Here is a 24197-nt window from a genome sequence, read left to right as displayed (position 1 = left end):
TCCGCGAGGGCCAATGTTGCAGAATCACGACACGCGGCTCGTGTCCAGCCTTTAGGACTCAACACCCAAGGCGATCGGCAAGATCCTCGAGCCCGCTGGCGTCATATTCCCAATCCTGGCGCAGATGCCGGTCCGGCGCCGGGCGCCCGCCATATTCCTGCGGACGATCGATATAGGCGGTGCTCAGCCCACAGGATCGGGCGGCGGCAAGATCGCTGTGATGGGCCGCGACGAGGCAGAGTTCGGCGGGGGCGATACCGAGGATGTCCGCGGTGCCGAGATAGGATTGCGGATCGGGCTTATAGGCGCGGGTAACCTCGGCGCCGAGGATCGCATCCCAGGGCAGACCGGCGCGGCGCGCCATTTCCACCATCAGCGCGATATTGCCGTTAGAGAGCGTCACGATCGGGAAGCGGGCCTTCAGCCGTATAAGGCCCGGGACCACATCCGGCCAGGGATCAAGGCGGCGCCAGGCAAGCGCGAAATGGGCGATCGACGCTTCGTGCGCGCCTTTGATGGCATGGCGATCGAGCAAGGTGTCGAGCGTTTCGCGGTTAAGGATGTCGAGCGGCGTGAAAGGGCGCCTGCCCGAACGGCATTCCTCCATCGCCGGCTGATAGAGGCCGCGCCACTCATCGGCGAAACCATGCGGATCGATATCGGTGCGGCCGATCTCGCCGAAAAAGGCGGCCGCCTCGCGGGCGATGCCCGATCGCCAGTCGACAACCGTGCCGAACACGTCGAATGCCAACGCCTTGATCGAGCCGGTCATTACTTCTCCCAAGGGCATCGCCGATCCCTGACAATAGAGATTTGCTGGTCGATCAGAAAGCCAGGAGATTTTTTGTGAGGTGATTCACCCAAGGTGCCGCGACCTCGTCACCCCGCCAATCATCGTGCGGATTCTCTTTCGACAGGCCCGGAAAGCCGCCCCAATCGAGGATCGCCGTCCGGAGATACGGTACGAAGTTCGTCACGTGCCATTCGTCCCGAAGCAATGCGTCAAAGCCGGCATTCGGGAGGCATATCGCATAGGGCGCGCCGCCGCTGACGTTGTCCTTGTGCAATATGTCGGGTGCAATGGTGCAGAGAAAGCCGCCGCCGCCATCGTCCGCAAACTCCGGGCCGTCGCTGAGGTCAACAAGGCCCGATCGAGGACCTTCGACCCACAGCGGATCCGAATAGGAGGGGAGCCCTCCGTCAGGCGCGCGGCCCACGAGGCTCACCTCTCCCACAACCCTCCAAAACGTCTGGAGCGACAACGGTGCCGGGCCGACCTCGGCTTGCAAGGCCTCGGCATCAGACAGCATGTCGAAATCAGGCTTCACGCGCGCCCCAAGAAATCCGGGGACGTCCTCCCCATCCGGATAGACGCCGAACGCATAACCCCTAGCCGCCAGTCGTTCGATGAGCAGGTCCAGATTGGTGGCGACGCGTTCCATCGTCGCGAGTGCTACGGCTTCGGCATCGACCAGAATGTCTGATCCACAGGCAGCTGGATCGAGGCCGCCAAGCTCATGCCATACCGCCTCATGCTCACCCGCGAGATATCGATGAAGGTAGCTCATTCCCGGCCCTCCGCTGCCCGGGGGCCCGGGCGATTAGCTGTTGTCAGCGACGATCTCGCGCAATGCGTCAGCGAGCAAGCGCGTCTCGGTCTCGGTGCCGATGGTCATCCGCAGGCCGTTCGCCAGCCCCTGCCCCGGCAGCCAACGGACGATGATGCCGCGCTCCATTAGCTGGCGATAGGCGACCTCCGCAGTGAGCGCGCCTTCGAACAGAACGAGCAGGAAATTGGCGTGACTCGGCACGACACGCAGGCCGGCATTGCCCATCTTCGCGATCTCGTCCGCGAGCCAGGCGCGCCAGGCGATATTGTGGCTGCGGCTGTGTTCGATGAACTCGGTCGCACCGAGCGCCGCGATCGCCGCCTGCTGGCCGGCCGTGGTGATGCAGAAAGGCGCGCGGATGCGGTGCATCGCGGCGACCGCCTCGACCGAGCCATAGCCCCAGCCGATCCGCTCGGCGGCGAGGCCGTGGATCTTGGAGAAGGTACGGGTGATGATGACGTTCGGCGCGTGGCGCGCGAGATCGAGGCCGCCGTCATCCTCTTCGGGCGTGAGATATTCGGAATAGGCCTGGTCGATCACCAGCATCACGTCCGACGGCAGATTGGCGTGCAGGCGCAGGATCTCGCCGCGCTCGGCAAAGGTGCCGGTCGGGTTGTTCGGGTTGGCGATGAAGACGACCCGGGTGCGATCCGTGACGCAGGCGAGGATCGCGTCGACATCAGTCGCATGATCCTTGTCGGGCGCGACCACCGGGTGCGCGCCGACGCGGCGGGTCGCGATCTCGTAGACCGCAAAGCCGTAGCGGACGAAGATGATCTCGTCGCCAGGACCTGCATAGGCGCCGGCGGCGAGGTGGAGCACTTCGTCCGAACCGGTGCCGTAGATGATCCGCGCCGGATCGAGATCATGATAGGCGGCGATCGCCTCGCGCAGCTCATGGGCGGTCGCGTCGGGATAGCGCGAAAGATCGGCGACGTGCTTCGAGAAGGCAGCCTGAGCCTCGGGGCTGGTGCCGAGGGGATTCTCGTTCGACGAGAGCTTGGCGACGGGCGCGCCGCTGTCAGTGGTCGAGCGCCCCGGCACATAGGGGGCGATCGCCATGATCCAGTCTTTGGGCTTGGGTGCGGTCATGGGTGCGCCCTAGCGGGAGAGGGGCGGGATTGGAAGCGGTGCCAATCCTCCCCGGCTGTTCCCTAAATCCTCCCCGGCACGGGGAGGGGGACCATTCGCCTCTTCTGGCGAATGGTGGAGGGGCTTGGAGCGAGGCAACCGTGCCGCGCTCCAAGCCCCTCCACCACCCGCTGAAGAAGCGGGCGGTCCCCCTCCCCGTTCCGGGGAGGAACTAGGGGATTTAATTGGACCGCTTCCTGAGCGTCGGCCGCGGATGATGGCGCACGGGTGCCGGGCCGTGGTGACGGCGGGGTTCGCGGGCTGCTTGTTGCGGGCCGCCTTCAACGACCTGGAACTGGACATTGCCCTCGGCCTCCTCGCCCGCGGTGCGCTTGACCGAGGCCATGAACTTGCCGGCGATGGGGCGGGGAATCTGGAACATCGTCTCGTTCGGGGCGATGCGGATTGCGCCGACTTCGTTCTTGGTGATGTGGCCGCGGCGGCAGATCAGCGGCAGGATCCAGCGCGGATCGGCATTCTGGCGGCGGCCGATATCCATGCGGAACCAGACCACATCGTCAAAGCCTTCGCGGTGATGCTCCTTGCCTGCCGGCTGGGCGGCACCCTGGGTCAGCATCTCCTCAGGGGCGGGGAGGCGGGCGCGATAGGTCTTGACCAGGGCGGCCGCGATATCCTCGGGCGACTTCTGCTCGAGCAGCTGCGCGGCGAGGGCGCGATCATCGTCATCGACCTCGACATCCTCGAGCAGCATCGACATCAGGCGGGTGCGATCGGCCTTGCGGATGTCGTCGGCGGTCGGGGCATTGACCCATTCCACCGCGATCCGCGCGCCGCGCAGCATCATCTCGACGCGGCGCTTGCGCTGGAACGGCACGATCAGGACAGCGGTGCCCTTCTTGCCCGCGCGGCCGGTGCGGCCCGAACGGTGCTGGAGGGTCTCGGCGTCGCGCGGCAGCTCGACATGGATGACCAAGCTGAGCGTCGGCAGATCGATGCCGCGTGCCGCAACGTCGGTCGCGACGCAGACCCGGGCGCGCTGATCGCGCAGTGCCTGCATCGCTGCGTTGCGCTCATTCTGGCTGTGCTCGCCAGAGAGGGCGACGGCGGCGAAACCGCGCTCGACCAGGCTGGCGTGGAGATGGCGGACATTGTCGCGCGTCGCGCAGAACAGCATCGCCGATTCGGCTTCGTGAAGGCGGAGCAGGTTGACGACGGCGTTCTCGATATCGGCAGGCGCTACGGTGACTGCCTGATAGCTGATATCGCCGTGGCCGCGATCTTCGCCGACGGTGGAGATGCGCAGCGCATCGCGCTGATAGCGCTTGGCGAGCGCGACGATCGGCTTGGGCATGGTCGCCGAGAACAGCAAAGTGCGGCGCTGATCGGGGGTCGCATCGAGGATCTGCTCGAGATCCTCGCGAAAGCCCATGTCGAGCATCTCGTCGGCTTCGTCGAGAATGACGGCCTTGAGCGCGCCGAGATCGAGCGCGCCGCGTTCGATATGGTCACGCAGACGGCCGGGCGTGCCGACGACAATATGCGCGCCGCGCGAGAGGGCGCGGCGTTCGCTCGACGCGTCCATGCCGCCGACGCAGGTGGCGATGCGGGCGCCGGCCTTTTCGTAGAGCCAGGCGAGCTCGCGGCTGACCTGGAGGGCGAGCTCGCGGGTCGGCGCGATGGCGAGCGCGAGCGGGGCGCGGGCGGGCGGCATAGTGCCGTCCTCGCCGAGCAATTGCGGCGCGATGGCGAGGCCGAACGCGACTGTCTTGCCCGAGCCGGTCTGGGCCGAGACTATCATGTCGCGGCCGATGGCTTCGGGTTCGAGTACGGCGGCTTGTACGGGAGTAGGCGCGGCATAGCCACGGGCGGAAAGCGCTTCAGCAAGAAGCGTGGGCAGAGATGAGAAAGGCATGATATTCCGGATATGGGGATGCGGCGCGTACGCGGCAAAGGCGAGCCCTAGCACATAATCTGGATTAAAGCACCTGCCCCGCTGCCCAGCCGCTCGCCCAGGCCCATTGGAAGTTGTAGCCGCCGAGCCAGCCGGTCACATCGACCGCTTCGCCGATCGCGTAAAGGCCCGGAACCTTGCGTGCTTCCATGGTCTGTGAGGAAAGGCCGTCCGTCGCGATTCCGCCTGCGACGACCTCGGCCTTGGCGAGACCTTCAGTGCCGTTGGGGGTGAAGCGCCAGTCGGCGAGGCGGCGGGCGGCGTCTTCGAGTCGCTTGTCGGTGAGCGCGACGAGTTCGCCATCGAGGCCGAGCCGGTCGGCGAGGGTTTCGGCGAGGCGTGCCGGCAGGTGGCTCGCGAGGGTGTTGCGGAAGCCGGCGCGGGGTTTGGCGCGCTTGGCTTCGATCAGCCAGTCCGGGCGCTGATCGGGCAGGAAGTCGATGCCGATCGACTCGCCGTGGCGCCAATAGGAGGAGATCTGCAGGATCGCCGGGCCGGAGAGGCCCTTGTGGGTGAACAGGGCGGCCGCGCGAAAGGCGGTCTTGCCGCAGCGGGCGATGACCTCAGCTGCCACGCCCGAGAGGGAGCGGAACAGCGTCTCCTCGCCGCCGAGGGTGAAGGGCACCAGCGCGGGCCTTGGTTCGACCACTTTCAGCCCGAAGCGACGGGCGAGATCATAGGCGAAGCCGGTCGCGCCCATTTTCGGGATTGAGGGGCCACCGGTCGCGATCACCAGTGCGGGGGCGGTTGCGGTGCGGTCGCCATAAGTGACGCGGTACTGGCCGTCGGCGTGATCGATCTCGCGCGCCGGGTGGCCGAGGCTGATGGTGACCTGGCCGGCATCGCATTCGTCGAGCAACATCGCGACGATCTGCTTTGCGGAACCATCGCAGAAGAGCTGGCCGAGCGTCTTTTCGTGCCAGGCGATGCCGTGGCGTTCGACCAGGGCGATGAAATCCGTGGCGGTGTAGCGGCCGAGCGCCGACTTGGCGAAATGGGGATTGGCGGAGAGATAGCGATCGGGCGCGGTGTGGATGTTGGTGAAGTTGCAGCGGCCGCCGCCGGATATCAGGATTTTCTTGCCGGGCTCGTCGGCGTGATCGAGCAGCAGGACGCGGCGCCCGCGCTGGCCCGCGGTGAGCGCGCACATCATGCCTGCGGCGCCTGCGCCGAGGATGATTGCGTCATAGGGTTGGGGATTCATGCTGGCACTCGATTGGTCGCGCACGATCCACCACGGCCGTCACCCCGGACTTGTTCCCGCGTCCATGGTGCCGCGTAAACAACCATTGCGGTGCGTGCGGCACGATGGATGCCGGAACAAGTCCGGCATGACGGGATGGTGGGTTCGCGCATAATCGCCTTCACGCCACCGGCAACCGCAGGCGGAAGCAGGCGCCGGCCGGCACTTCCTTTGCCACGATCGTCCCGCCGGTCGCGGCCAGCAGCGACCGCGCGATGGCGAGGCCGAGGCCTGCGCCGCCGGCTTCGCGGCGGCCGGTGAAGAAGGGTTCGAAGATCCGCTCCAGGTCCGCGATGGCGATGCCGGGGCCGTCATCGGTTACCCAGAGCACTACACCTGTATCGGCGGGTTCGATCCGTATCGTTACCCTGTCCGCCCCGGCCTGGCGGCTATTCTCGACCATCGTCTCGAGCAGCGTCTCGACGACTTCGGGCGTGATCCGGGCCATCGGCACGGCGCCGTCTTCAGCGACCTCGACGGCGAAGCGATCCGACCGGAACGAGTCCGCGACCCGGCGCGCCGCCGCGACCACGTCAGCCCGGGCGCCGGCGTCGACGCTTGCCATGTCGGCGCGCGCCAGATCGAGCAGGCGCTGGACCAGGCGAGATAGTCGGTCCGCGTCCCCGGCGGCATTGGCGATGAAGCGGTGGCGCTCCTCCTCGCTCATCTCGGCGCCGTGCTCGTCGAGCAGTTCGAGCGCGCCGCGAATGCCCGCCAGGGGTGTCTTGAACTCGTGGCTTACCGCTGCGGCGAAATCCTTGAGGTAGCGCGAGCGCCGCTCGATGCGGTCGGCCATCGCGCGGAAATTGTCGTAGAGCAGGGCGATCTCGATCGCTGCGGTTGCGGGCGTTTCCGGGACCGCCGCCCGGCCGCGCGCGATATCCTCGCTTGCCCGGGCCAGCGCATCGATCGGCCGGGCGATGCCGCGCGAGAGCAGGGCGACGAGCACCAGCAAGGTCATCAGGATCAGGACGATGCCGAGCATGATCTTGCCGCGATCCTGATAGATGCCGACGAACAGGCCGCGCGGGCTGCGCGACAGCATCACCACGCCGATCACCCTGCCCTGATCGATCACCGGCCGAGCGTGATGGACCCGGATCGCGTAAGCGCGGCTGATCACTGCAAGCCAGCTCTTCCGCTCATATTCGCCGCGCGCGCGCAGCACGGTGCGCGGCCGGCCGGCGAGCGCCGCCTGGACCTCGGGCAGATTGGCGTAGCTGAGCAGTACGTCGTCGCGGCCGAGCACGACCACGCCGTGCGCATCGAGCAGTCGGGTCGCCGTCAGCGTAACGGCGGCTGCGTCGCTGGCCATCGGCAGCAGGGTATGCGCGACGCGGACAGCGTGGAGATCAGGCATCTTGCGGCCGGTCTCGGCGGGCCTAGGTGGCAGGATGGGCATGGTACGCAGATCGATCGTCGGCGTTTCGGGCGCGAGGTAGAGCCTGTTTCGATCGGGCGCTCCGTCCCGCCAGGCCGATTTATACGCCGATGCCAGTACCACCGACTGCGAGATCAGCTCGGCCTCGGTCTGCTGGACGATCGTGTTCTCATAGACGCGCAGGAACAGGGCGGCGACGCCGGGGAGCGCGGCCACGAACAGGAAGGTGCCGAGCAGGATCGTGCGCAGCCTGAGCTTTGGCCAATGCGCCTTGGCGAAAGTCTTGAAGGCCCGGATCAGATTGGGGATCAACCGCAGCCGCCGATCCGGTAGCCAATGCCGGCACGGGTCTCGATCAGGTCCACCTCTCCGAACTTGGCGCGCAGATTGCGGATATGGCTGTCGATCGTCCGATCAGTGATGGCGAAGCCCGGGCCGTGCAGCCGATCGATGATCGCATCGCGTGAGAAGACCTTGGCAGGCATGGTGGCGAGCAGCAGCAGGAGCTGGAACTCGGTCGCGGTCAGCGGCACCGGAGCGCCGTCCCACCGCGCCTCCCAGCCTTCGGTATCAAGCGTCAGCCGGTTATGGGTGATGCTTTCAGCGCGCGGCGGGGTCGCCGCGCCGCGCTTCAGGATCGCGCCGACCCGCGCCACGACTTCACGCGGCGAGAAGGGCTTCACGACATAATCATCGCCGCCGATCTCGATGCCGACGATGCGGTCGATCTCGTCGTCGCGCGAGGACAGGAACAGGATCGGGAGCGCTGCGGCGGCCGGGGTGCCGCCGCGCAACCGCCGGCACAGATCGAGCCCGTTGAGGCGCGGCATGTTGATATCGAGCACCATCAGATCGGGCATTTCCCGCGTGATTGCGGCGAACGCCTCCTCGCCATCGCTTGCCTCGCTTGGCTGCATGCCGGCCTTGTCGAGCGCGAACATCAGCAGCTCACGGATATGCGGATCGTCATCGACGACAAGGATGCGGTGGCTCATAGGCTTCATCAGTGTCTTCCAGCGCGAGTTCGGTCAATCGCTGGAGATAGATGAGGCGCGTCGATGCCTGATCCGCGGCATGTGGAGAAAATGTGCAGACGGTGATTCGGCGCCGGGTCTGCGACATTCGAGCGCTCAGATTGAACAGCCCCTCCCCTGAAGGGCTACCAGATTCACACATATTGTGGGCGCCCTTCTTCCCCTCTCCTTTCAGGAGAGGGGCAAGCTGCGCAGCAGCGCGGGGTGAGGTTGAGGGCGAGCCGCGCATACTCATCACCCTCACCCTTCCCATCGCTAAAGCGATGGGCCCCTTCCCTCTCCCGCTGGGAGAGGGAGAAGTGGTGCGGGCTATGTGTGAACGCTGTTGCGTCGCTCAGGTCTGTTCGTCCTCGCGGGCGAAGGCCGCTTCGGATTGCTTGTGGAGCGCCCAGAAGTCCCGGACCTCGCGACCCGCGAGCTTCGCTTCGAGCACCGCCAGGTGCGAATGCCAGCCCGCGCCGATGCCGCCTCGCCCGGCCTGGGTCACGCCGGTCTGGGTCAGAACCAGACGGGTCCGCTCACCTTCCCGAGACAGGGCGAACTCGGCAACGCCGTCGCCCCCGCCGAACGTGTAGGCCAGCAGATGCGGCGGCTCGAAGCGGACGATTTTCTCCTGCGACTTCACGCCTTTGTACTTCGCGTAATCGGGCGGATAGGGCACATCGTCAGCCGACAGATTGTCGTGATCGAAGATCAGCTCGAGATCGCCGCCGACGCGCGGCTCCATCTTGCCGGCGGCGAACCAGCGGCCGCGCTTTTCGGAATCGACGAGCCATTCCCACACCGTCTCGACTGGTGTGTCGAGCAGGCGTTCGAGGCGGATGGCGTCGGCAGCGGTCTGAAAGGCCTGCTCAGTCATGAGAGATCACCTTTGCGAGAGACTCGAGGATCGTGGTCCAGCCCTTGCGGGTCTGGTCTTCATACGAGGCCCATTGCGGGTCCATCTCATGAGTCAGGGTCAGGGTAGATCCGGAACCTTTTGGGGCGATGTCGATCGAAACGCGGGTCCAAGCCCCCTCCTCGGCCGGATCGGCGCGGAACAGGAAGACGAGGCGGCGGGGCCGATCGATCACCTCATATTGGAGGTGGTGATGCGCATCGCCCGAGGCGCGGCGTTCGACGACGAGCGCCCGGCCGCCGACGCGCGCGTCGATCTCGACCTTGATCATCTCGCCATCGGGCGTCGCGAACAGGAATTTGCCGGCCTTTTCACGGTCAAGCCAGGCGTCGAACAGCGCCTCGGGCGATGCATCGAAATCGCGTGAGACGGTCAGGATGACGGGTGCACTCATTCCGCACGCTCCTTTTCAGCCTTGAGCAGCGCATCGAGGACGTCGAGCCGCTCGTTCCAGAATTTCTCCCATTGCCTGAGCCATATCTCCGCCTCGCGGAGCGGCTCGGCCTGGAGCCGGCACAATTGCTGGCGGCCGGCCTTGCGGCGTTCGACCAGCCCGGCGCGTTCGAGCGCCTTCACATGCTTGGCGGCGCCCGCGAAGCTCATCGCATGCGGTGCGGCGAGTTCCCCGATACTGCGCTCGCCGCCCGACAGGCTGGCCAGCATGGCGCGGCGGGTGGGATCCGCCAGCGCGGCGAAGATCATGTCGAGTCGTTCAACCATGTGGTTTACAATATGTCGCTAAGGATCGATTGTCAACTAAACGGTTGAATGTTGCGTTTGTTCCGAAACATCGCCGGCGGCCGCGACCGATCGCCTGATCTGATATGAAACGCCTTGCGGCTGAAAGACGCGCCATCGGCAGGGCACGAAAATCGACGGTTTCTCCCTGTTATCGGCAATTAACAGGGAGGATTTTATTTTTTCGCCCGATTTTGGCCGTTTTGTTGGAGTTTTTCGGTAAATTTATCGCTCTTATTCAACGCCTTGCAAGGCGCGCTCCCTGTTATTCAATAACAGGGAGGCGTGTTGGAGATAACAGGGAGAGGTGTTGGACATAACAGGGAGAGCCGCGCCCGTAACAGGGAAGGAACAGGGACAGGCGGAACACCGAGGTTTCGACCGTCATGTCAAAGAGCCGGCCCGAGTTTTTACGCTCCGTCCGGTTTGCACATTGCAACGATTCGGACTGCGGTTGAATCAGCTACCCACGAGCAGGCGCCGCTCAGAGCGCGCTGTCGCGCTGTGCCTTCCAGCGATCCCAGCGCAGCATCCCGACGATATACAGCTCGGCTGCGACAAACGGCGCGATCAGGGCGATCGCGCCGGGCAAGCCAAGCCAGAGATAGCCGAAGCGCCAGATGCAATAGAACAGCACGACCATGCTCTGGACCATGCCGACCAGCCCGGCGGAGCGGAAGCGCGAGCCGAAATGATAGCCGATCCAGAAGGTCCAGCGCGCGAGTACCCAGACGATGGTGCAGGCGACGACAGCGCGCATCGAGGCGCCGTCGCGGGCCTGCACTGCGAGCATCAACAAGCCAGGCACGAACAGCCAGAGCTGCTCGATCGTGTTCTGCACATAGCGCTGATTGACCCGCAGGCGCGGGGACTCCGCCGCCGCGAGCGGATCGATCGCCGGCGTGACCAGCCGCTCATGCGCGACCGCCTCGATCCCCGGTAGCAGCGCCAGCAGGACAGCGACGCCTACACAATGCAGCGCGAACAGGGCGCGCGCGATCTGCGTGGTCATGCCGGGGACCGGAGGCATCAGGCGGTCGATCCCGACCCACAGGCCGATCGCGACCGGCAGGGCCAGCACCACACCCATTGCGAGCGTGCGCTGCTGCGCCTCGATCGAGCCGGGAAGGAGGCGGTGCGACATCGAAGGTCAGTCAGCGAACAACAGGACTGGCGTCTCGAGATATTTCTTGAGCGCCTGGACGAAACTCGCCGCATCCCAGCCATCGACGACGCGGTGATCGCAGCTGATCGAGAGGTTCATCAACTTGGCGCGCCGGATCTCGTCGCCGTCAAAGACGGGGCGTTCGACGATCTTGTTCGGGCCGATGATCGCGACTTCGGGGCGGTTGATCACCGGTGTCGTCGCGATGCCGCCGAGCGGGCCGAGCGAGGTGATGGTGAGGGTCGAGCCGGACAGCTCCTCCGACTTCGCCTTGCCGGTGCGCGCTGCCTCGGCGAGGCGGCCGATCTCGGTTGCGAGCTGCCAGACATTGCGGTCCTGCGCGTCCCGGATGACGGGGACCATCAGCCCGGCGTCGGTCTGAGTCGCCATGCCGAGATGGACCGAACCGTGGCGGGTCACCACGCCGGCTTCGTCGTCATAGCGGGCGTTGATCATAGGGAAGGCGGGGATGGTCTTGCAGATCGCGACGATCATCAGTGGCAGCATGGTGAGCTTGGGCCGGTCGCCGCGATTGGCGTTGAGATCAGCGCGCATGTCCTCGAGCGCGGTTACGTCGATCTCATCGACATAAGTGAAGTGGGGAATGGCGCGTTTCGACGCGGCCATGTTCTCGGCGATGCGGCGGCGCATGCCGATGACCTTTACCGCCTCGTCCGGGCGGGCATGGCTTGCGTGGGGGGCGTGATAGCCCTGGTTTGCGCCGTAGCGGAGATAGGCGTCGAGATCGGCGTGGCGGATTCGGTCGCTATCGGATTTGACGCTGGCGAGGTCAATGCCGAGGTCGGCTGCGCGGGCGCGGACTGCTGGGGAGGCCAGGACGTGTTCTGGCTTACCCCTTCCCTCATCTGCGGGGGGAGAGGCAGTCGGAGGCGATACCGCCTGTGGCTCCACGCTCGCTTCGCTTTGCTCTGGGCCCCTCACCCTCCCAAGCTGCGCTTGGGCCCCTCCCTCTCCCACAAGGGGAGAGGGGTCTGAGATCGTCTCGACTCCGGGATTCTCTGCCTCGAATTGCTCTTCGACCGGCAGATCGCCTGGCGCGATATCGTTGATCGTCTCCGCCGATGGTTCGATCGCGTCTTCGCCATCGACCGCGTCGGTCTCGATCACCACCAGCGCTGCGCCGATCGATACCTGATCGCCGACATCGCCGGCCAGTTCGATGACCGTACCCGTAACGGGAGACTCCATCTCGACCGTTGCCTTGTCGGTCATCATGTCGGCGAGTTGCTGGTCTTCCTCGACGCGGTCGCCGACCGCCACGTGCCAGGCGACGATCTCCGCTTCGGAAATGCCTTCGCCGATATCCGGCAGTTTGAAAACAAAGCGCGCCATGTCAGTCCTTCATCACTTTTTTCAGCGCTTCGCCGATCCGAACCGGGCCGGGGAAATAGGCCCATTCAAGGCTATGCGGATAGGGCGTGTCGAAGCCGGTCACGCGCTCGATCGGCGCCTCGAGATGGTAGAAGCAGCGTTCCTGGACGATCGCGGAGAGCTCGGCGCCGAAGCCGCTGGTGCGGGTCGCTTCATGGACGATCATGCAGCGGCCGGTCTTCTTCACCGAGGCCTCGATCGTTTCGATATCGAGCGGCACCAGGGTGCGCAGATCGATGATTTCCGCGTCCACCCCGGCCTCGGCGATGACCGCCTGGCAGACATGGACCATGGTGCCATAAGCCAGGATGGTGAGCGCCTCGCCGGGGCGGACGATCTTCGCCTTGCCGAGCTCGATCTTGTAATAGCCGGTCGGCACTTCGCCCGCGGGATGCTGCGACCAGTTCTGGGTCGGCTTGTCCCAATGGCCGTCGAATGGGCCGTTATAGATTCGCTTGGGTTCGAAGAAGATCGTCGGATCATTGTCCTCGATCGCGGCGATCAGCAGGCCCTTGGCATCATAGGGCGTTGAGGGGATCACCGTCTTCACGCCCGAGACATGGGTGAAGATGCCCTCGGGGCTCTGGCTGTGGGTCTGTCCGCCGAAGATGCCGCCGCCAAAGGGCGAGCGCACCGTGATCGGCGAGGTGAATTCGCCGGCCGAGCGGTAGCGCAGCCGCGCCGCCTCGCTGACCAGCTGATCGAGCGCTGGATAGATATAATCGGCGAACTGGATCTCGGGCACCGGGCGCAGACCATAGGCGCCCATGCCGACCGCGACGCCGATGATGCCGCACTCGGTGATCGGCGTGTCGAACACCCGCGTCTTGCCGTATTTGGCCTGGAGCCCGGCGGTCGCGCGGAAGACGCCGCCGAAATAGCCGACATCCTCGCCCATCACGATCACGTCCGGATCGCGGGCCATCATCACGTCCATGGCGCTATTGATCGCCTGGATCATGTTCATCCGCGCGGTGCCGTCTTCGCCGCCTTCAGGGGCGATGATGTCGGCGGGATCGGTGATGGCGCTCATGACTTACGTGCCCATGGCCGGCCCGAGGCGGCTTCCTCAGCGAGCATCTGCGCCCGTTGCTCCCTGAGATGCCAGGGCAGTTCTTCGAACACCCCGTCGAACAGCGTATCGAGCGGCTGGTGCAGGCCGTGGCCGAGGATGCCGTTCTGTTCGGCTTCCTTCTGCGCCTTCTTCACCTGCTCGGCGAGCTCGACATCCTGGGCGGCATGGCGCGCCTCGTCCCATTCGCCCAGCGCGATGAGGTGATCCTTCAGCCGGGTGATCGGATCGCCGAGCGGCCAGGCGGTCGCCTCGCCGGCAGAGCGATACTGGCCGGGATCGTCCGAGGTCGAATGGCCTTCGACGCGGTAGGTGAAATGCTCGATCAGGGTGGGACCCTTGTTGGTGCGGGCGCGCTCGGCGGCCCAGGCGGTTGCAGCATAGACAGCGAGTGCGTCATTGCCGTCGACGCGCAGGCCGGCGATGCCATAGCCGATCGCGCGCGCCGCGAAGGTGGTCGATTCAGCGCCCGCGAAACCGGAGAAGCTCGAGATCGCCCATTGATTGTTGACGACGTTGAAGATCACCGGTGCGCGGTAGACGCTGGCGAAAGTGCAGGCGGAGTGGAAATCGCCCTCCGCAGTCGAGCCTTCGCCGCACCAGGTCGCCGCGATGCGGGTGTCGCCCTTGGCGGCCGAGGCCATCGCCCAGCCCACGGCTTGCGGATATTGAGTCGCGAGGTTGCCGGAGATCGAGAAGAAGCCGGCTTCCTTGACGGAATACATGATCGGCAATTGCTTGCCCTGAAGCCGATCGCCCTTGTTCGAATAGATCTGGTTCATCATGTCGACCATCGACCAGCCGCGCGCGATGAGCAGGCCCTGCTGGCGATAGGAGGGGAAGCACATATCCTCATAATCGAGCGCGAAGGCGGCGGCGACCGCGACCGCCTCCTCGCCGGTGCACTTCATGTAGAAGCTGGTCTTGCCCTGGCGCTGGGCACGGAACATGCGCTCGTCGAACGCGCGGGCCAAAGCCATGCTGCGCAGCATGGCGCGCAGCGTCTCGGGCGACAGGCGCGGATTCCAGGGGCCGACCGCCTTGCCCTCATCGTCGAGCACGCGGACCAGCTCATAAGCGAGATCGATGAAGCTCTCAGCCCGGTCGGCTGTGTCGGGCCGGCGCACCTCGCCCGCTGCCGGGATTGTGACCTGAGTGAAATCGACTGTGTCGCCCGGCCGGAATTTGGGCTCGGGCACATAGAGCGACAGCGGTTGCAGATTGGCGCGCGGAAGGTCGCTTGCCATGGGTTCTCCAAATCAAATCGCGGGTGCACATGCGCTCGCATCAAGGGCTAACGCATGGACTCGCTGTTTCGCGCCCTTGTTATAAAATTTCAAAGCGCTTGGCGAGGGGCCTGTCGGAGCGGGCTGTTGCCCTGTGGATCACACGCGACTTGACTCAGTTCCCATAGTAGGAACAAAATGGGAACATCATCATTGAGCGAGTCGTGTTTTTGCCGTCTGCCACCGCCTTGTCCACGTTACGCGAAACCTTGCGCGCGATCGAGGGCGATGGCCTGCGCCGTCGCCCGATATTGCCGTTCGGCGTGGGCGCGATCGATTCGCGGCTGGCGAGCACTGGGTTGAGGCTCGATTCGCTCCACGAGGTCGCCGCCGCCGGCCCCGGCCTTGGCGACGATGCCGCCGCGACTTTGTTCATGGCGGGGATAGCCGCGCGCGCCTGGGGGCCAGTGCTGTGGGTGGTCAGGCGCCGCGACCTGTTCGCGCCCGGCCTGTACCAGTCGGGGCTCGCGCCCGAGCGCGTCGTTTATGCCGAGGCGAATGACGATGCCGAACTGCTCGCGCTGATGGAGGAGGGGATACGGCACCGCGGGCTTGGCGCGGTGATCGGCGAGGTGAAGCGCGCCTCGATGCCCAATACACGCCGGCTGCAGCTGGCGGCTGAGGGCGGCAAGACGATTGCCTTGCTGCTTAAGCGCCATGCCCGCGAGGGCGGCAATCCGCTTGCCGTGCCGTCCGCCGCCGTCACCCGCTGGAGAATCGCCGCCGCGCCCTCGACTCCCCTCCCGGTCGAAGGCGTTGGTTGCCCGCGCTGGCGGATCGATCTGGTCCGCCAGCGCGGCGGCGAACCGCATTCATGGATCATGGAGGCATGCGATGAAACGGGTCGCCTCGCTCTACCTGCCCGACTGGCCGATCGATCGGCTGCGGCGGGCAGCGCGCACCGCCGCGCCGCCTGAGGCGGGGGCGCCATCGCGGGTGGTCGGTATGGAGACGGCGCCGCGCGGCGGCGGCTGGCGTCCTGGCGCGCGCTGGGCGCGGGGGGAGGATTCGGGGCCGGCGTTGCGGCGACTGCGGGGTGACGATGGCGCCCCTCGTTCCTCCCCGGAACGGGGAGGGGGACCGCGCTCTTGCGCGGTGGAGGGGTTTGGAGCGCGGGGCAGCGGTTCCGCGCTCCAAGCCCCTCCACCATCCGCTGAAGAAGCGGATGGTCCCCCTCCCCGTTCCGGGGAGGATTTAGGGAAACTTTTGGTCACCTCCCTCCGCGAGGGCAGCAAGATCCTCATCGCAGCGGCCAGCCCGGCCGCTCGGGCGCTTGATATCAAGCCCGGCATGGCCGTCACCCAGGCGCGCGCTCTGGTGCCCGGGCTCGATATCCGGCCTGCCGATCCCGAGGGCGACCGTGCCGAGCTGACTCGCCTCGCCATCGCGGCGGCGCGCCACTGGTCGCCTGTTGTCGCGCTTTCGGGGGAGGATGGGCTGTTCATCGATATCACCGGCACCGCGCATCTGTTCGGCGGCGAGGAGGCGATGGCGCGGCGAATCGTGCGGCTGCTGGCCCGGCTCGGCTTCACCGCGCGGATCGCGGTGGCGGACAGCGCCGGTGCGGCATGGGCGCTCGCGAGATACGGCCCTTATGCCCGCCGCGGCATTTGCCGGGACGATGGCCGGATCTTGCTGTGCCCGCCTGGCGCACAGGGCGATGCCATCGCCACACTGCCCACGACTGCGCTGCGGCTCGAGCCCGCCGCCGTCGAATTGCTCAGGCGCCTGGGCGTCGACTCGATCGGCCAGCTCGCCGCCATGCCGCGCGCGCCACTCATGCGCCGCTTCGGCGCCGCCATGGTTGCGCGCATCGACCAGGCGCTGGGCCGCATCAGCGAGCCGCTCGACCCTGTCGTTCCGCTCGAGCACATCATGGTCTGCCAGCGTTTTGCCGAGCCGATCCTGACCGGCGAGGTGATCGCGCATTGGCTCGGGCATCTCGTTCCCCAACTGACCGGCAAGCTCGGCGAGGCCGGGCGCGGCGCCCGGATGATAGAACTTGTGGCCGACCGGATCGACGGCAGGCCGCAGACGATCCGGATCGGCGTCGCCCGCGCCAGCCGCGATCCGGCGCATCTCGAACGACTGCTGCTGCGCCGGATCGAGACGATCGACCCCGGTTTCGGCATCGATGCACTGACGCTCCATGTCCGCCGCAGCGAGCCGCTCGGGGCCCAATTGTTTGTCGAGCGGCTGGACGAGGAGACGAAGCCGGATCTGGCGCCTCTGGTCGATACCCTCGCTACCCGGATCGGCACTGGCCGGCTGTGGCGGATGCGGCCGGTGGAAAGCGATGTGCCGGAACGCGCCGCGGCCCCTGCCCCCGTGCTCGACCCGCCCGAACGCGCGGCGCCGCCGCTCAAGCCAGGCGATGTGCGGCAACTCGATCGCACCGCCGATCTTCACCCCTGGCACCATCGCTGGCCGCGCCCGGTGCGCATGCTGCGACGGCCCGAGCTGCTCGATCATGTCATCGCCGAGCTCCCCGACCAGCCGCCACGCCGCTTCACCTGGCGCGGCACGACGCACAAGGTGGTGCGCGCCGACGGCCCTGAACGCGTGCTCGGTGAATGGTGGAAGCGCGCTTCGGAACAGCACAGCGTGCGCGATTATTTCCGGGTGGAGGACGAAGCCGGCCAGCGCTTCTGGCTATTCCGCCGCGGCGACGGCGAACGCAGCGAGACCGGCGATCTCAGCTGGTTCATGCATGGGGCGTTCGGGTGATGTCAGTGCGCGGCGTCGAGCGCCTCGACATGGCCTTTGGCTGCATAGGCAAGGATGGGTCCGTCAGCCGTCAGGACCGGGCAGCCAAGCGACCGCGCCGTGGCAATGATCATGCGATCGGATGGGTCGCCATGAATGTCGCCGGGCAGCGCACCGGCATCGCGCGCGATCGCTGCGTCTATGGATATGATCCTGAACTTGCCCAGGTCCATCAACCGTTCGGTCCATTGGGCAAGCGGCATCGAGAGGGCGATGCGCTGTTTGTCCACCAGCATCGCGATCTCCCAGAACGACATAGCCGAAAGATGGACGTCGCCGGAATCGGCCTCGATCCGTTTTCGCGCCTTTGCACCAAGCCTTTTGCTGTCCTCAGTCAGCCAAAGCAGCACATGCGTATCCAGCAGGATCATGCCGGCCGGGATGCCGGTTTCGACGCGTATAATTCAGCCGGATTGTTCGCGTCCCATTCGGCTTCCCAATCGGGATCGACCGGGCCGATGATATCGCCAAGGATCGTCACCGAGCCTTTCAGGCAGCCGAAGATGCTTTCCGTTAGAGGCGGCCCGGCCTTGCGCGCGCTGAGCGTAAGCGAGGGCTTGCCGCGACGCGTGATGGTCAGCGGCTCTCCGCTGCGTTCCATCTCGTCGATCAGTTTCAGGCTCTTCGCCTTGAACTCGGTTGCGCTCACCATCTTGCCCATAGCGGCACCTCTGGATGAAATGTACATCTCATATAGTCATTTCGTGCGTATCTGCCAATGACCTGGTCCGAGCTCCAGGTGACGACGCATTACAGCTTCCTGCGCGGGGCATCTTCGCCTGAGCAATTGTTCGCCACCGCAGCCAATATGGGCATGCCGGCGCTCGGCATAACCGACCGCAATTCGGTTGGCGGCGTGGTGCGCTCTCTGGTCGCCGCCGAGCAGATCTCTAAACAGGGTTATCCGATCCGGATGATCGCCGGCTGCCGGCTCGATCTGGTCGACGGCACTTCCTTGCTCGTCTGGCCCGAGGACCGGCCGGCCTGGAGCCGCCTCACGCGCCTGCTCACGCTCGGCAAGGGCCGCGCCGATGCCCAGAAGGGCGAGAAGGGGCGATGTTTCCTGCATTGGGAGGATGTCGCTGACTATGCCGCAGGGCTGGTCGGCGCGATCGTGCCCGGGATGACCGAGACCTTTGATCGGGACGATCTTGCCCTGCGCTGGATGACGGATATCTTCGGCGAGCGTGGGCATCTCTGCCTGACGCAGCATCGTCGGCCGGGCGATCCGATGCGGCTGCACCTGCTGGCGGAGAAGGCGCGGCACTTCGGGCTGGCACCCTTGGCCACCGGTGACGTGCTCTATGCCACGCCCGACCAGCGCATGCTGCAGGATGTCGTCACCGCGATCCGCAACACATGCACAATCGATGATCTCGGCTTCCGGCGGGAACGCAGCGCTGATCGCCACCTGAAATCGCCTGAGGAAATGGTGCGGCGCTTCAGGCGCTATCCCGAGGCGATCGCCGCGGCCGAGGCGATCGTCGAGCGCTGCACCTTCTCCTTGCGCGAGTTGAAAGAGCAATATCGTTATCCGGACGAAGTGGTGATCAGTGGAAGGTCGCCGCAGGATGCGCTGGCGAAAATGGCGCGTACCGCGCTCGCCGACCGGTTCGCGCCCGAGCCGATCCCGCCCGCCTATGCGAAGCTGCTCGAGCACGAACTCGCACTGGTCGAGCAGATGGGATACGCGCCCTATTTCCTGACCGTGAATTCCATCGTGCGCTACGCCCGCAGCCAGGAAATCCTGTGCCAGGGCCGCGGCTCGGCGGCGAATTCAGTGATCTGCTTCGTGCTCGGCATCACCTCGATCGATCCGGTCAAGCACAAGCTGCTGTTCGAGCGCTTCATCTCGACCGAGCGCCATGAGCCGCCCGATATCGATGTCGATTTCGAGCATGAGCGGCGTGAGGAAGTGATCCAGTGGATCTATGAAACCTATGGCCATGACCATGCGGCGATGACTGCCGTGGTCAGCCGGTTCCGCACCCGTGGCGCGCTCCGCGAGGTCGGCAAGGCGCTTGGCTTGTCCGAGGATATGACGTCGGCATTGTCGGGCCAGGTCTGGGGCTGGTCGAGCGACGGTTTGCCAACCGAGCATGTCGAGGCACTCAATCTCGACCCTACCGAACAGCGCCTCGCCCTGACGCTCGAGCTGGCCAGGCAGCTGATTGGCTCGCCCCGGCATCTGTCGCAGCATCCCGGCGGCTTTGTGCTGGCGCATGACCGGCTCGACGAGCTGCTGCCCATCGAGCCCGCCGCGATGGTCGATCGGCGCGTGGTCGAATGGGAAAAGCTCGATGTGGAAGAGCTTGGCCTGATGAAGGTCGATATCCTCGGCCTCGGCATGCTCGGCTGCATGCGCCGAACCTTCGATCTGCTGCGCGCACACAAGGGCATCGATCTCAGGCTGGATAGCCCGGCAATGCAGGACGACGACGACGAAACCTTCGCGATGATCTGCAAGGCCGATACGCTCGGCGTCTTCCAGATCGAAAGCCGCGCGCAGATGTCGATGCTGCCACGGATGAGGCCGGAGAATTTCTACGACATCGCCATCCAGGTCGCGATCGTCCGGCCGGGGCCGATCCAGGGCGACATGGTCCATCCCTATCTCAAGCGGCGCGAGCAGAAGCGCAAAGGGAAGGTCGAGATCGAATATCCCAGCCCGAAGCTGCGCGTGGTGCTGGAGAAGACGTTGGGCGTTCCGCTGTTCCAGGAACAGGCGATGCAGGTCGCTATCGTCGGCGCCGGCTTCACCCCGGGCGAAGCAGATCGACTGCGGCGTGCGATGGCGACATTCAAGCAGACCGGCGGGGTCGGCGAATTTCGCGACAAGCTCATCAGTGGCATGCTGGGGAATGGCATCTCGCTCGATTTCGCCGAACGACTGGTCAAGCAGATCGAGGGTTTCGGCAGCTACGGCTTTCCCGAAAGCCATGCCGCGAGTTTCGCCAAGATCGCCTATGCCTCCTCATGGATGAAGTGCCATCATCCCGATATCTTCTGCGCCGCGTTGCTGAACGCGCAGCCGATGGGTTTCTATGCGCCCGCCCAGATCGTCCGCGATGCGCGCGAGCATGGGGTCGAGGCACTGCCGGTGTGCATCAATGGCAGCGATTGGGACACGATCGTCGTTCCGGCTGCACCGAACCTCCGGCGGCGCGACGACCGGTTCTGCGGCAGCGACGAGGATTGGCGGAGCCTCATGCCGCTGCGGCTCGGCATGCGGATCGTGCTTGGGCTCAGCGAGGATGATGCAGAGGCGATCTTGGAAGCCCGCACGGCCGGGCCGTTCACCTCGGTAGAGGATGTCTGGCGTCGTTCCGGCGTGAAGCCGGCGGCGCTCGAGAAGCTCGCCAGGGCCGATGCTTTTCAGTGCCTCGGCCTCAACCGGCGCCAGGCACTGTGGGCAATCAAGGGGCTGGGCCAGGCACCGCTTTCCTTGCTCACCGCTGCCGACAATCGTGCCGGCGCCATCCTTCCCGAATCACGCGAGCCGGCCGTCGCGCTGATTCCGCTCACCGCGGGCCGGGAAGTGGTTGAGGATTATCGCGCGACCCAGCTCACGCTGCGCAACCACCCACTCCATTTCCTGCGCGGAGAGCTCAATCGGCTGCGCATCCGGAAATGCGCGGATCTCAAGACGATGAAGGATGGGGTACGGGTCGAGGTGGCCGGGATCATCCTGGTGCGGCAACGGCCGGGCAGTGCCGAGGGCGTTGTGTTCATCACGCTGGAGGACGAGACGGGAATCGCCAACGCGATCCTGTGGAAAGACCGGTTCGAGGCACAGCGGCGCATCGTGATGTCGGCCTCGATGATCAGCGTGGTCGGCCATGTGCAATCGGAAAGCGGCGTGATCCATGTCGTTGCGGATCGAATCGTGGATCATACCCATTTGCTGCGGAGCATTGGCGATCTGGAGTTGCCCAACATGAAGATGCCGGGCGATGGCGCCACGCATGGCGGGACGATCGATCCGCGCGATCGTCAGAAGCTGCCGCTATTTGCCGGGCTTGAGGAGGTCATTCCGATCAAGTCGCACGACTTCCACTGAACTTATTCCTCCCCGAGCTTGCTCGGGGAGGGGGACCGCCCGCTTCTTCAGCGGGTGGTGGAGGGGCTTGGAGCGAGGCCACGTCGCCGCGCTCCAAGCCCCTCCACCATTCGCCAGAAGAGGCGAATGGTCCCCCTCCCCGTGCCGGGGAGGAATTAAGTCATTCCACCGTCTGCTCGATCACCCCAAAGATCGGATGGTGGCGATCATCCTCGGCCCAGATCCTCACCGTATCGCCCTTCTTCAGAAACGGCGTCACCGCCGCACCGCCCTGGATCGTCTCGACCGTGCGCACTTCGGCAATGCAGGAATAGCCGACGCCGCCATCAGCGATCGGCTTGCCCGGGCCGCCATCGGCACCGCGATTCGAGACGGTGCCCGAGCCGATGATCGTCCCCGCGCCAAGCGCCCGCGTCTTTGCGGCATGAGCGATCAGCGTGCCGAAATCGAAGGTCATGTCCTCGCCCGCTTCGGCCCGGCCGAACGGCTTGCCGTTCAGATCGACCATCAGCTTGCGGTTGAGCTTGCCATCCTTCCACCAGTCGCCGAGCGCTTCGGGCGTCACGAAGACCGGTGAAAAGGCGCTGGCCGGCTTTGACTGGAAGAAGCCGAAGCCCTTGGCCAGCTCGCCCGGGATCAGGTTGCGCAGCGACACGTCATTGGTCAGCCCGACCAACCGCACCGCCGCCAGCGCTTCGTCGCGGCTCGCACCGAGCGGCACGTCGCCGGTCACCACAACCACTTCGCCCTCGAGATCACAGCCCCAGGCTTCATCCGCGAGCGGGATCGGGTCGCGCGGGCCGAGGAATCCGTCGGAGCCGCCCTGATACATCAGCGGATCATGCCAGAAACTGTCCGGCATCTCGGCGGCGCGCGCCTGCCGCACCAAAGCGACATGGTTCACATAGGCAGAGCCGTCAGCCCATTGATAGGCCCGCGGCAAAGGCGCCGCCGCGTCACGCTCATGGAAGCGCCGCATCGGGATCATCTCGTGTTCGAGATCGGTCGCGAGATTCTGCAGATCGGGCAGCAGCCGGTCCCAGTCGTCGAGCGCTGCCTGCAGGGTGGGGGCGATGTGCCCCGCATCGGCATACCAGGCCAGATCGTTCGAGACGATGACGAGCTTGCCGTCGCGTCCATGCTTGAGGCTGGCCAGTTTCATGCGCTCTCCTGTGTTTCGACTGAGCATAGTCCGATCGTCCCGGCTGTCGAGCGGCAGCGCGCTTGACGTTCGCGTAAACGCGCCGCACACCCTCAAGAAAAGTTGCAGGAGAGGACTGAAAATGACCCCCGACACAATCCCGGGCCGCTTCGCGTACAACGAAGATCATGAAGCCTTTCGCGAGACGGTGCGCAGCTTCCTGCAGAAGGAAGGCGTGCCCAACGTCACCGATTGGGAAGCGAATCGACTCGTCCCCAAGGAATTCTGGCGCAAGGCCGGCCAGATCGGCCTGCTCTGCCCGACCGTGCCCGAGGCCTATGGCGGGCTCGGCCTCGATTTCGGCTATAACTCGATCGTCAATGAGGAGCTCGCCTATAACGGTGTCCCCGCCGGCTTCACGCTCCATTCCGATATCGTATGCGACTATATCGTCGCTTATGGCTCGGAAGAGCAGAAGCAGCATTGGCTGCCGCGCTTCGTCTCGGGCGAGACGATCACTGCGATCGCGATGACCGAGCCGGGCACCGGATCCGACCTGCAGTCGATCCGCACCAGCGCGAAGAAGGACGGCAACCATTATGTCGTCAACGGCTCCAAGACCTATATCACCAATGGCCAGAATGCTGATCTGATCCTGGTCGTCGCCAAGACCGATCCCGATGCCAAGCCCGCCTACAAGGGCATGTCGATTCTGCTGATCGAAAGCGACCGCGAAGGCTTCCAGCGCGGGCGCAAGCTCGACAAGATCGGCCAGGATGCCGCCGACACAAGCGAGCTGTTCTTCGAGGACGTCCGCGTGCCGATGACCAACTGCCTGGGCGAGGAAGGCAAGGGCTTCATCTATCTGATGAGCCAGCTGCCCCAGGAGCGGCTGTCGATCGCCGTCGGGGTCCAGGCCTCGGCGCAAAAGGCGTTCGACGAGACGGTCGAGTTCACCAAGAGCCGCAAGGCCTTTGCCGAGATGGTATTCGATTTCCAGAATACGCGCTTCGTGCTCGCCGACCTCAAGAGCAAGCTTCAGGTCGGCTGGGCCCATCTCGACTGGGCGATCCAGCGCCATCTGAAAGGCGAACTCACCCCGACCGAGGGCGCCGCCGCCAAGCTGTGGCACACCGAGCTGCAATGGGAGGTGATGGACAAATGCCTCCAGCTCCATGGCGGCGCCGGCTATATGAATGAATATCCGATCGCGCGGATGTGGCGCGCGGCCCGCGTCAGCCGCATCTATGGCGGCACGAACGAGATCATGAAGGAGCTGATCGGGCGGTCGCTATAGGGTCGAATTCGATCAAGATTAGTCAGCCCCTCCCCTTCAGGGGAGGGGTTGGGGGTGGGGCTGGGGCAGCG

21 protein-coding genes are annotated in these 24197 nt (G+C 65.4%); 4 read left to right on the top strand and 17 right to left on the bottom strand.

Going from position 1 to position 24197, the window contains the following annotated elements; all coding sequences use genetic code 11:
* Positions 1–58 precede the first annotated feature (58 nt).
* The 14 genes from AC1DVS_RS13505 to AC1DVS_RS13440 form a co-directional block, all read right to left on the bottom strand.
* A complete protein-coding gene (locus AC1DVS_RS13505) occupies positions 59–772 on the bottom strand; it encodes a haloacid dehalogenase type II (RefSeq protein WP_478023794.1) in 714 nt (237 codons plus the stop codon).
* 52 nt (positions 773–824) lie between these two features.
* The gene (locus AC1DVS_RS13500) at positions 825–1568 is read right to left on the bottom strand and encodes a hypothetical protein (RefSeq protein ID WP_478023792.1); all 744 of its coding nucleotides are present in this window, start codon (positions 1566–1568) and stop codon (positions 825–827) included.
* 33 nt (positions 1569–1601) lie between these two features.
* Positions 1602–2702: a histidinol-phosphate transaminase gene (gene hisC, locus AC1DVS_RS13495; protein WP_478023790.1), complete on the bottom strand. Its 1101-nt coding sequence runs from the start codon at positions 2700–2702 to the stop codon at positions 1602–1604.
* Positions 2703–2922: 220 nt separating this feature from the next.
* Positions 2923–4614, bottom strand: a complete 1692-nt coding sequence (locus AC1DVS_RS13490; protein WP_478023789.1) for a DEAD/DEAH box helicase — start codon at positions 4612–4614, stop codon at positions 2923–2925.
* A gap of 64 nt (positions 4615–4678) precedes the next feature.
* Complete coding sequence (locus AC1DVS_RS13485) at positions 4679–5857, bottom strand: BaiN/RdsA family NAD(P)/FAD-dependent oxidoreductase (RefSeq protein ID WP_478023787.1); 1179 nt, start codon at positions 5855–5857, stop codon at positions 4679–4681.
* Positions 5858–6017: 160 nt separating this feature from the next.
* Positions 6018–7589: a sensor histidine kinase gene (locus AC1DVS_RS13480; RefSeq protein ID WP_478023785.1), complete on the bottom strand. Its 1572-nt coding sequence runs from the start codon at positions 7587–7589 to the stop codon at positions 6018–6020.
* Positions 7586–8272: a response regulator transcription factor gene (locus tag AC1DVS_RS13475; RefSeq protein WP_478023783.1), complete on the bottom strand. Its 687-nt coding sequence runs from the start codon at positions 8270–8272 to the stop codon at positions 7586–7588. The genes AC1DVS_RS13480 and AC1DVS_RS13475 overlap by 4 nt, the downstream gene beginning before the upstream one ends.
* A 373-nt stretch (positions 8273–8645) precedes the next feature.
* Entirely contained in the window at positions 8646–9170 is a 525-nt protein-coding gene (locus tag AC1DVS_RS13470; protein ID WP_478023781.1) for an SRPBCC family protein, read from the bottom strand.
* Positions 9163–9603, bottom strand: coding sequence for an SRPBCC family protein (locus AC1DVS_RS13465; protein WP_478023779.1), 441 nt, complete (start codon positions 9601–9603; stop codon positions 9163–9165). The genes AC1DVS_RS13470 and AC1DVS_RS13465 overlap by 8 nt, the downstream gene beginning before the upstream one ends.
* A complete protein-coding gene (locus AC1DVS_RS13460) occupies positions 9600–9929 on the bottom strand; it encodes an ArsR/SmtB family transcription factor (RefSeq protein WP_478023777.1) in 330 nt (109 codons plus the stop codon). Before AC1DVS_RS13460 ends, AC1DVS_RS13465 begins: the two co-directional genes overlap by 4 nt.
* A gap of 502 nt (positions 9930–10431) precedes the next feature.
* Positions 10432–11091 carry an MAPEG family protein gene (locus tag AC1DVS_RS13455; protein WP_478023775.1) on the bottom strand — a complete coding sequence of 220 codons (660 nt, stop codon included), beginning with the start codon at positions 11089–11091 and terminating at the stop codon, positions 10432–10434.
* A 6-nt stretch (positions 11092–11097) separates the two neighbouring features.
* Positions 11098–12465 (bottom strand): dihydrolipoamide acetyltransferase family protein, encoded by a 1368-nt coding sequence (locus AC1DVS_RS13450; RefSeq protein ID WP_478023773.1) that lies wholly within the window; start codon positions 12463–12465, stop codon positions 11098–11100.
* A 1-nt stretch (position 12466) separates the two neighbouring features.
* Positions 12467–13471, bottom strand: coding sequence for an alpha-ketoacid dehydrogenase subunit beta (locus AC1DVS_RS13445; protein WP_478024434.1), 1005 nt, complete (start codon positions 13469–13471; stop codon positions 12467–12469).
* 62 nt (positions 13472–13533) lie between these two features.
* The gene (locus AC1DVS_RS13440; protein WP_478023771.1) at positions 13534–14823 is read right to left on the bottom strand and encodes a thiamine pyrophosphate-dependent enzyme; all 1290 of its coding nucleotides are present in this window, start codon (positions 14821–14823) and stop codon (positions 13534–13536) included.
* Positions 14824–15050: 227 nt separating this feature from the next.
* On the opposite strand from AC1DVS_RS13440, the gene AC1DVS_RS13435 reads away from it, so the two are divergent.
* The gene (locus AC1DVS_RS13435; protein WP_478023770.1) at positions 15051–15779 is read left to right on the top strand and encodes an ImuA family protein; all 729 of its coding nucleotides are present in this window, start codon (positions 15051–15053) and stop codon (positions 15777–15779) included.
* Between the two features lie 289 nt (positions 15780–16068).
* A complete protein-coding gene (locus AC1DVS_RS13430) occupies positions 16069–17589 on the top strand; it encodes a DUF6504 family protein (protein ID WP_478023768.1) in 1521 nt (506 codons plus the stop codon).
* A 2-nt stretch (positions 17590–17591) separates the two neighbouring features.
* Here AC1DVS_RS13430 and AC1DVS_RS13425 read toward each other — a convergent pair whose 3' ends face one another.
* Together AC1DVS_RS13425 and AC1DVS_RS13420 are read right to left on the bottom strand one after the other, a co-directional pair.
* Complete coding sequence (locus AC1DVS_RS13425; RefSeq protein WP_478023766.1) at positions 17592–17999, bottom strand: type II toxin-antitoxin system VapC family toxin; 408 nt, start codon at positions 17997–17999, stop codon at positions 17592–17594.
* Positions 17996–18289: a type II toxin-antitoxin system Phd/YefM family antitoxin gene (locus AC1DVS_RS13420; protein WP_478023764.1), complete on the bottom strand. Its 294-nt coding sequence runs from the start codon at positions 18287–18289 to the stop codon at positions 17996–17998. The genes AC1DVS_RS13425 and AC1DVS_RS13420 overlap by 4 nt, the downstream gene beginning before the upstream one ends.
* A 57-nt stretch (positions 18290–18346) precedes the next feature.
* Between AC1DVS_RS13420 and AC1DVS_RS13415 the strand changes: the two genes are divergently transcribed.
* Positions 18347–21688 carry an error-prone DNA polymerase gene (locus AC1DVS_RS13415; protein ID WP_478023762.1) on the top strand — a complete coding sequence of 1114 codons (3342 nt, stop codon included), beginning with the start codon at positions 18347–18349 and terminating at the stop codon, positions 21686–21688.
* Between the two features lie 160 nt (positions 21689–21848).
* Here AC1DVS_RS13415 and AC1DVS_RS13410 read toward each other — a convergent pair whose 3' ends face one another.
* Positions 21849–22850: a fumarylacetoacetate hydrolase family protein gene (locus AC1DVS_RS13410; RefSeq protein ID WP_478023760.1), complete on the bottom strand. Its 1002-nt coding sequence runs from the start codon at positions 22848–22850 to the stop codon at positions 21849–21851.
* A 121-nt stretch (positions 22851–22971) separates the two neighbouring features.
* On the opposite strand from AC1DVS_RS13410, the gene AC1DVS_RS13405 reads away from it, so the two are divergent.
* A complete protein-coding gene (locus AC1DVS_RS13405; protein ID WP_478023758.1) occupies positions 22972–24126 on the top strand; it encodes an acyl-CoA dehydrogenase family protein in 1155 nt (384 codons plus the stop codon).
* Positions 24127–24197: the final 71 nt, after the last annotated feature.

Source organism: Sphingomonas sp. P3_C5, assembly GCF_056402635.1.
This window is presented reverse-complemented; position numbering and strand designations above follow the sequence as displayed.

Coding starts and splice junctions, on each gene's coding strand:
- AC1DVS_RS13505 (WP_478023794.1), bottom strand. CDS start 772: ATGACCGGCTCGATCAAGGCGTTGGCATTCGACGTGTTCGGCACGGTT.
- AC1DVS_RS13500 (WP_478023792.1), bottom strand. CDS start 1,568: ATGAGCTACCTTCATCGATATCTCGCGGGTGAGCATGAGGCGGTATGG.
- hisC (WP_478023790.1), bottom strand. CDS start 2,702: ATGACCGCACCCAAGCCCAAAGACTGGATCATGGCGATCGCCCCCTAT.
- AC1DVS_RS13490 (WP_478023789.1), bottom strand. CDS start 4,614: ATGCCTTTCTCATCTCTGCCCACGCTTCTTGCTGAAGCGCTTTCCGCC.
- AC1DVS_RS13485 (WP_478023787.1), bottom strand. CDS start 5,857: ATGAATCCCCAACCCTATGACGCAATCATCCTCGGCGCAGGCGCCGCA.
- AC1DVS_RS13475 (WP_478023783.1), bottom strand. CDS start 8,272: ATGAGCCACCGCATCCTTGTCGTCGATGACGATCCGCATATCCGTGAG.
- AC1DVS_RS13470 (WP_478023781.1), bottom strand. CDS start 9,170: ATGACTGAGCAGGCCTTTCAGACCGCTGCCGACGCCATCCGCCTCGAA.
- AC1DVS_RS13465 (WP_478023779.1), bottom strand. CDS start 9,603: ATGAGTGCACCCGTCATCCTGACCGTCTCACGCGATTTCGATGCATCG.
- AC1DVS_RS13460 (WP_478023777.1), bottom strand. CDS start 9,929: ATGGTTGAACGACTCGACATGATCTTCGCCGCGCTGGCGGATCCCACC.
- AC1DVS_RS13455 (WP_478023775.1), bottom strand. CDS start 11,091: ATGTCGCACCGCCTCCTTCCCGGCTCGATCGAGGCGCAGCAGCGCACG.
- AC1DVS_RS13450 (WP_478023773.1), bottom strand. CDS start 12,465: ATGGCGCGCTTTGTTTTCAAACTGCCGGATATCGGCGAAGGCATTTCC.
- AC1DVS_RS13445 (WP_478024434.1), bottom strand. CDS start 13,471: ATGAACATGATCCAGGCGATCAATAGCGCCATGGACGTGATGATGGCC.
- AC1DVS_RS13440 (WP_478023771.1), bottom strand. CDS start 14,823: ATGGCAAGCGACCTTCCGCGCGCCAATCTGCAACCGCTGTCGCTCTAT.
- AC1DVS_RS13425 (WP_478023766.1), bottom strand. CDS start 17,999: ATGATCCTGCTGGATACGCATGTGCTGCTTTGGCTGACTGAGGACAGC.
- AC1DVS_RS13420 (WP_478023764.1), bottom strand. CDS start 18,289: ATGGGCAAGATGGTGAGCGCAACCGAGTTCAAGGCGAAGAGCCTGAAA.
- AC1DVS_RS13415 (WP_478023762.1), top strand. CDS start 18,347: ATGACCTGGTCCGAGCTCCAGGTGACGACGCATTACAGCTTCCTGCGC.
- AC1DVS_RS13410 (WP_478023760.1), bottom strand. CDS start 22,850: ATGAAACTGGCCAGCCTCAAGCATGGACGCGACGGCAAGCTCGTCATC.
- AC1DVS_RS13405 (WP_478023758.1), top strand. CDS start 22,972: ATGACCCCCGACACAATCCCGGGCCGCTTCGCGTACAACGAAGATCAT.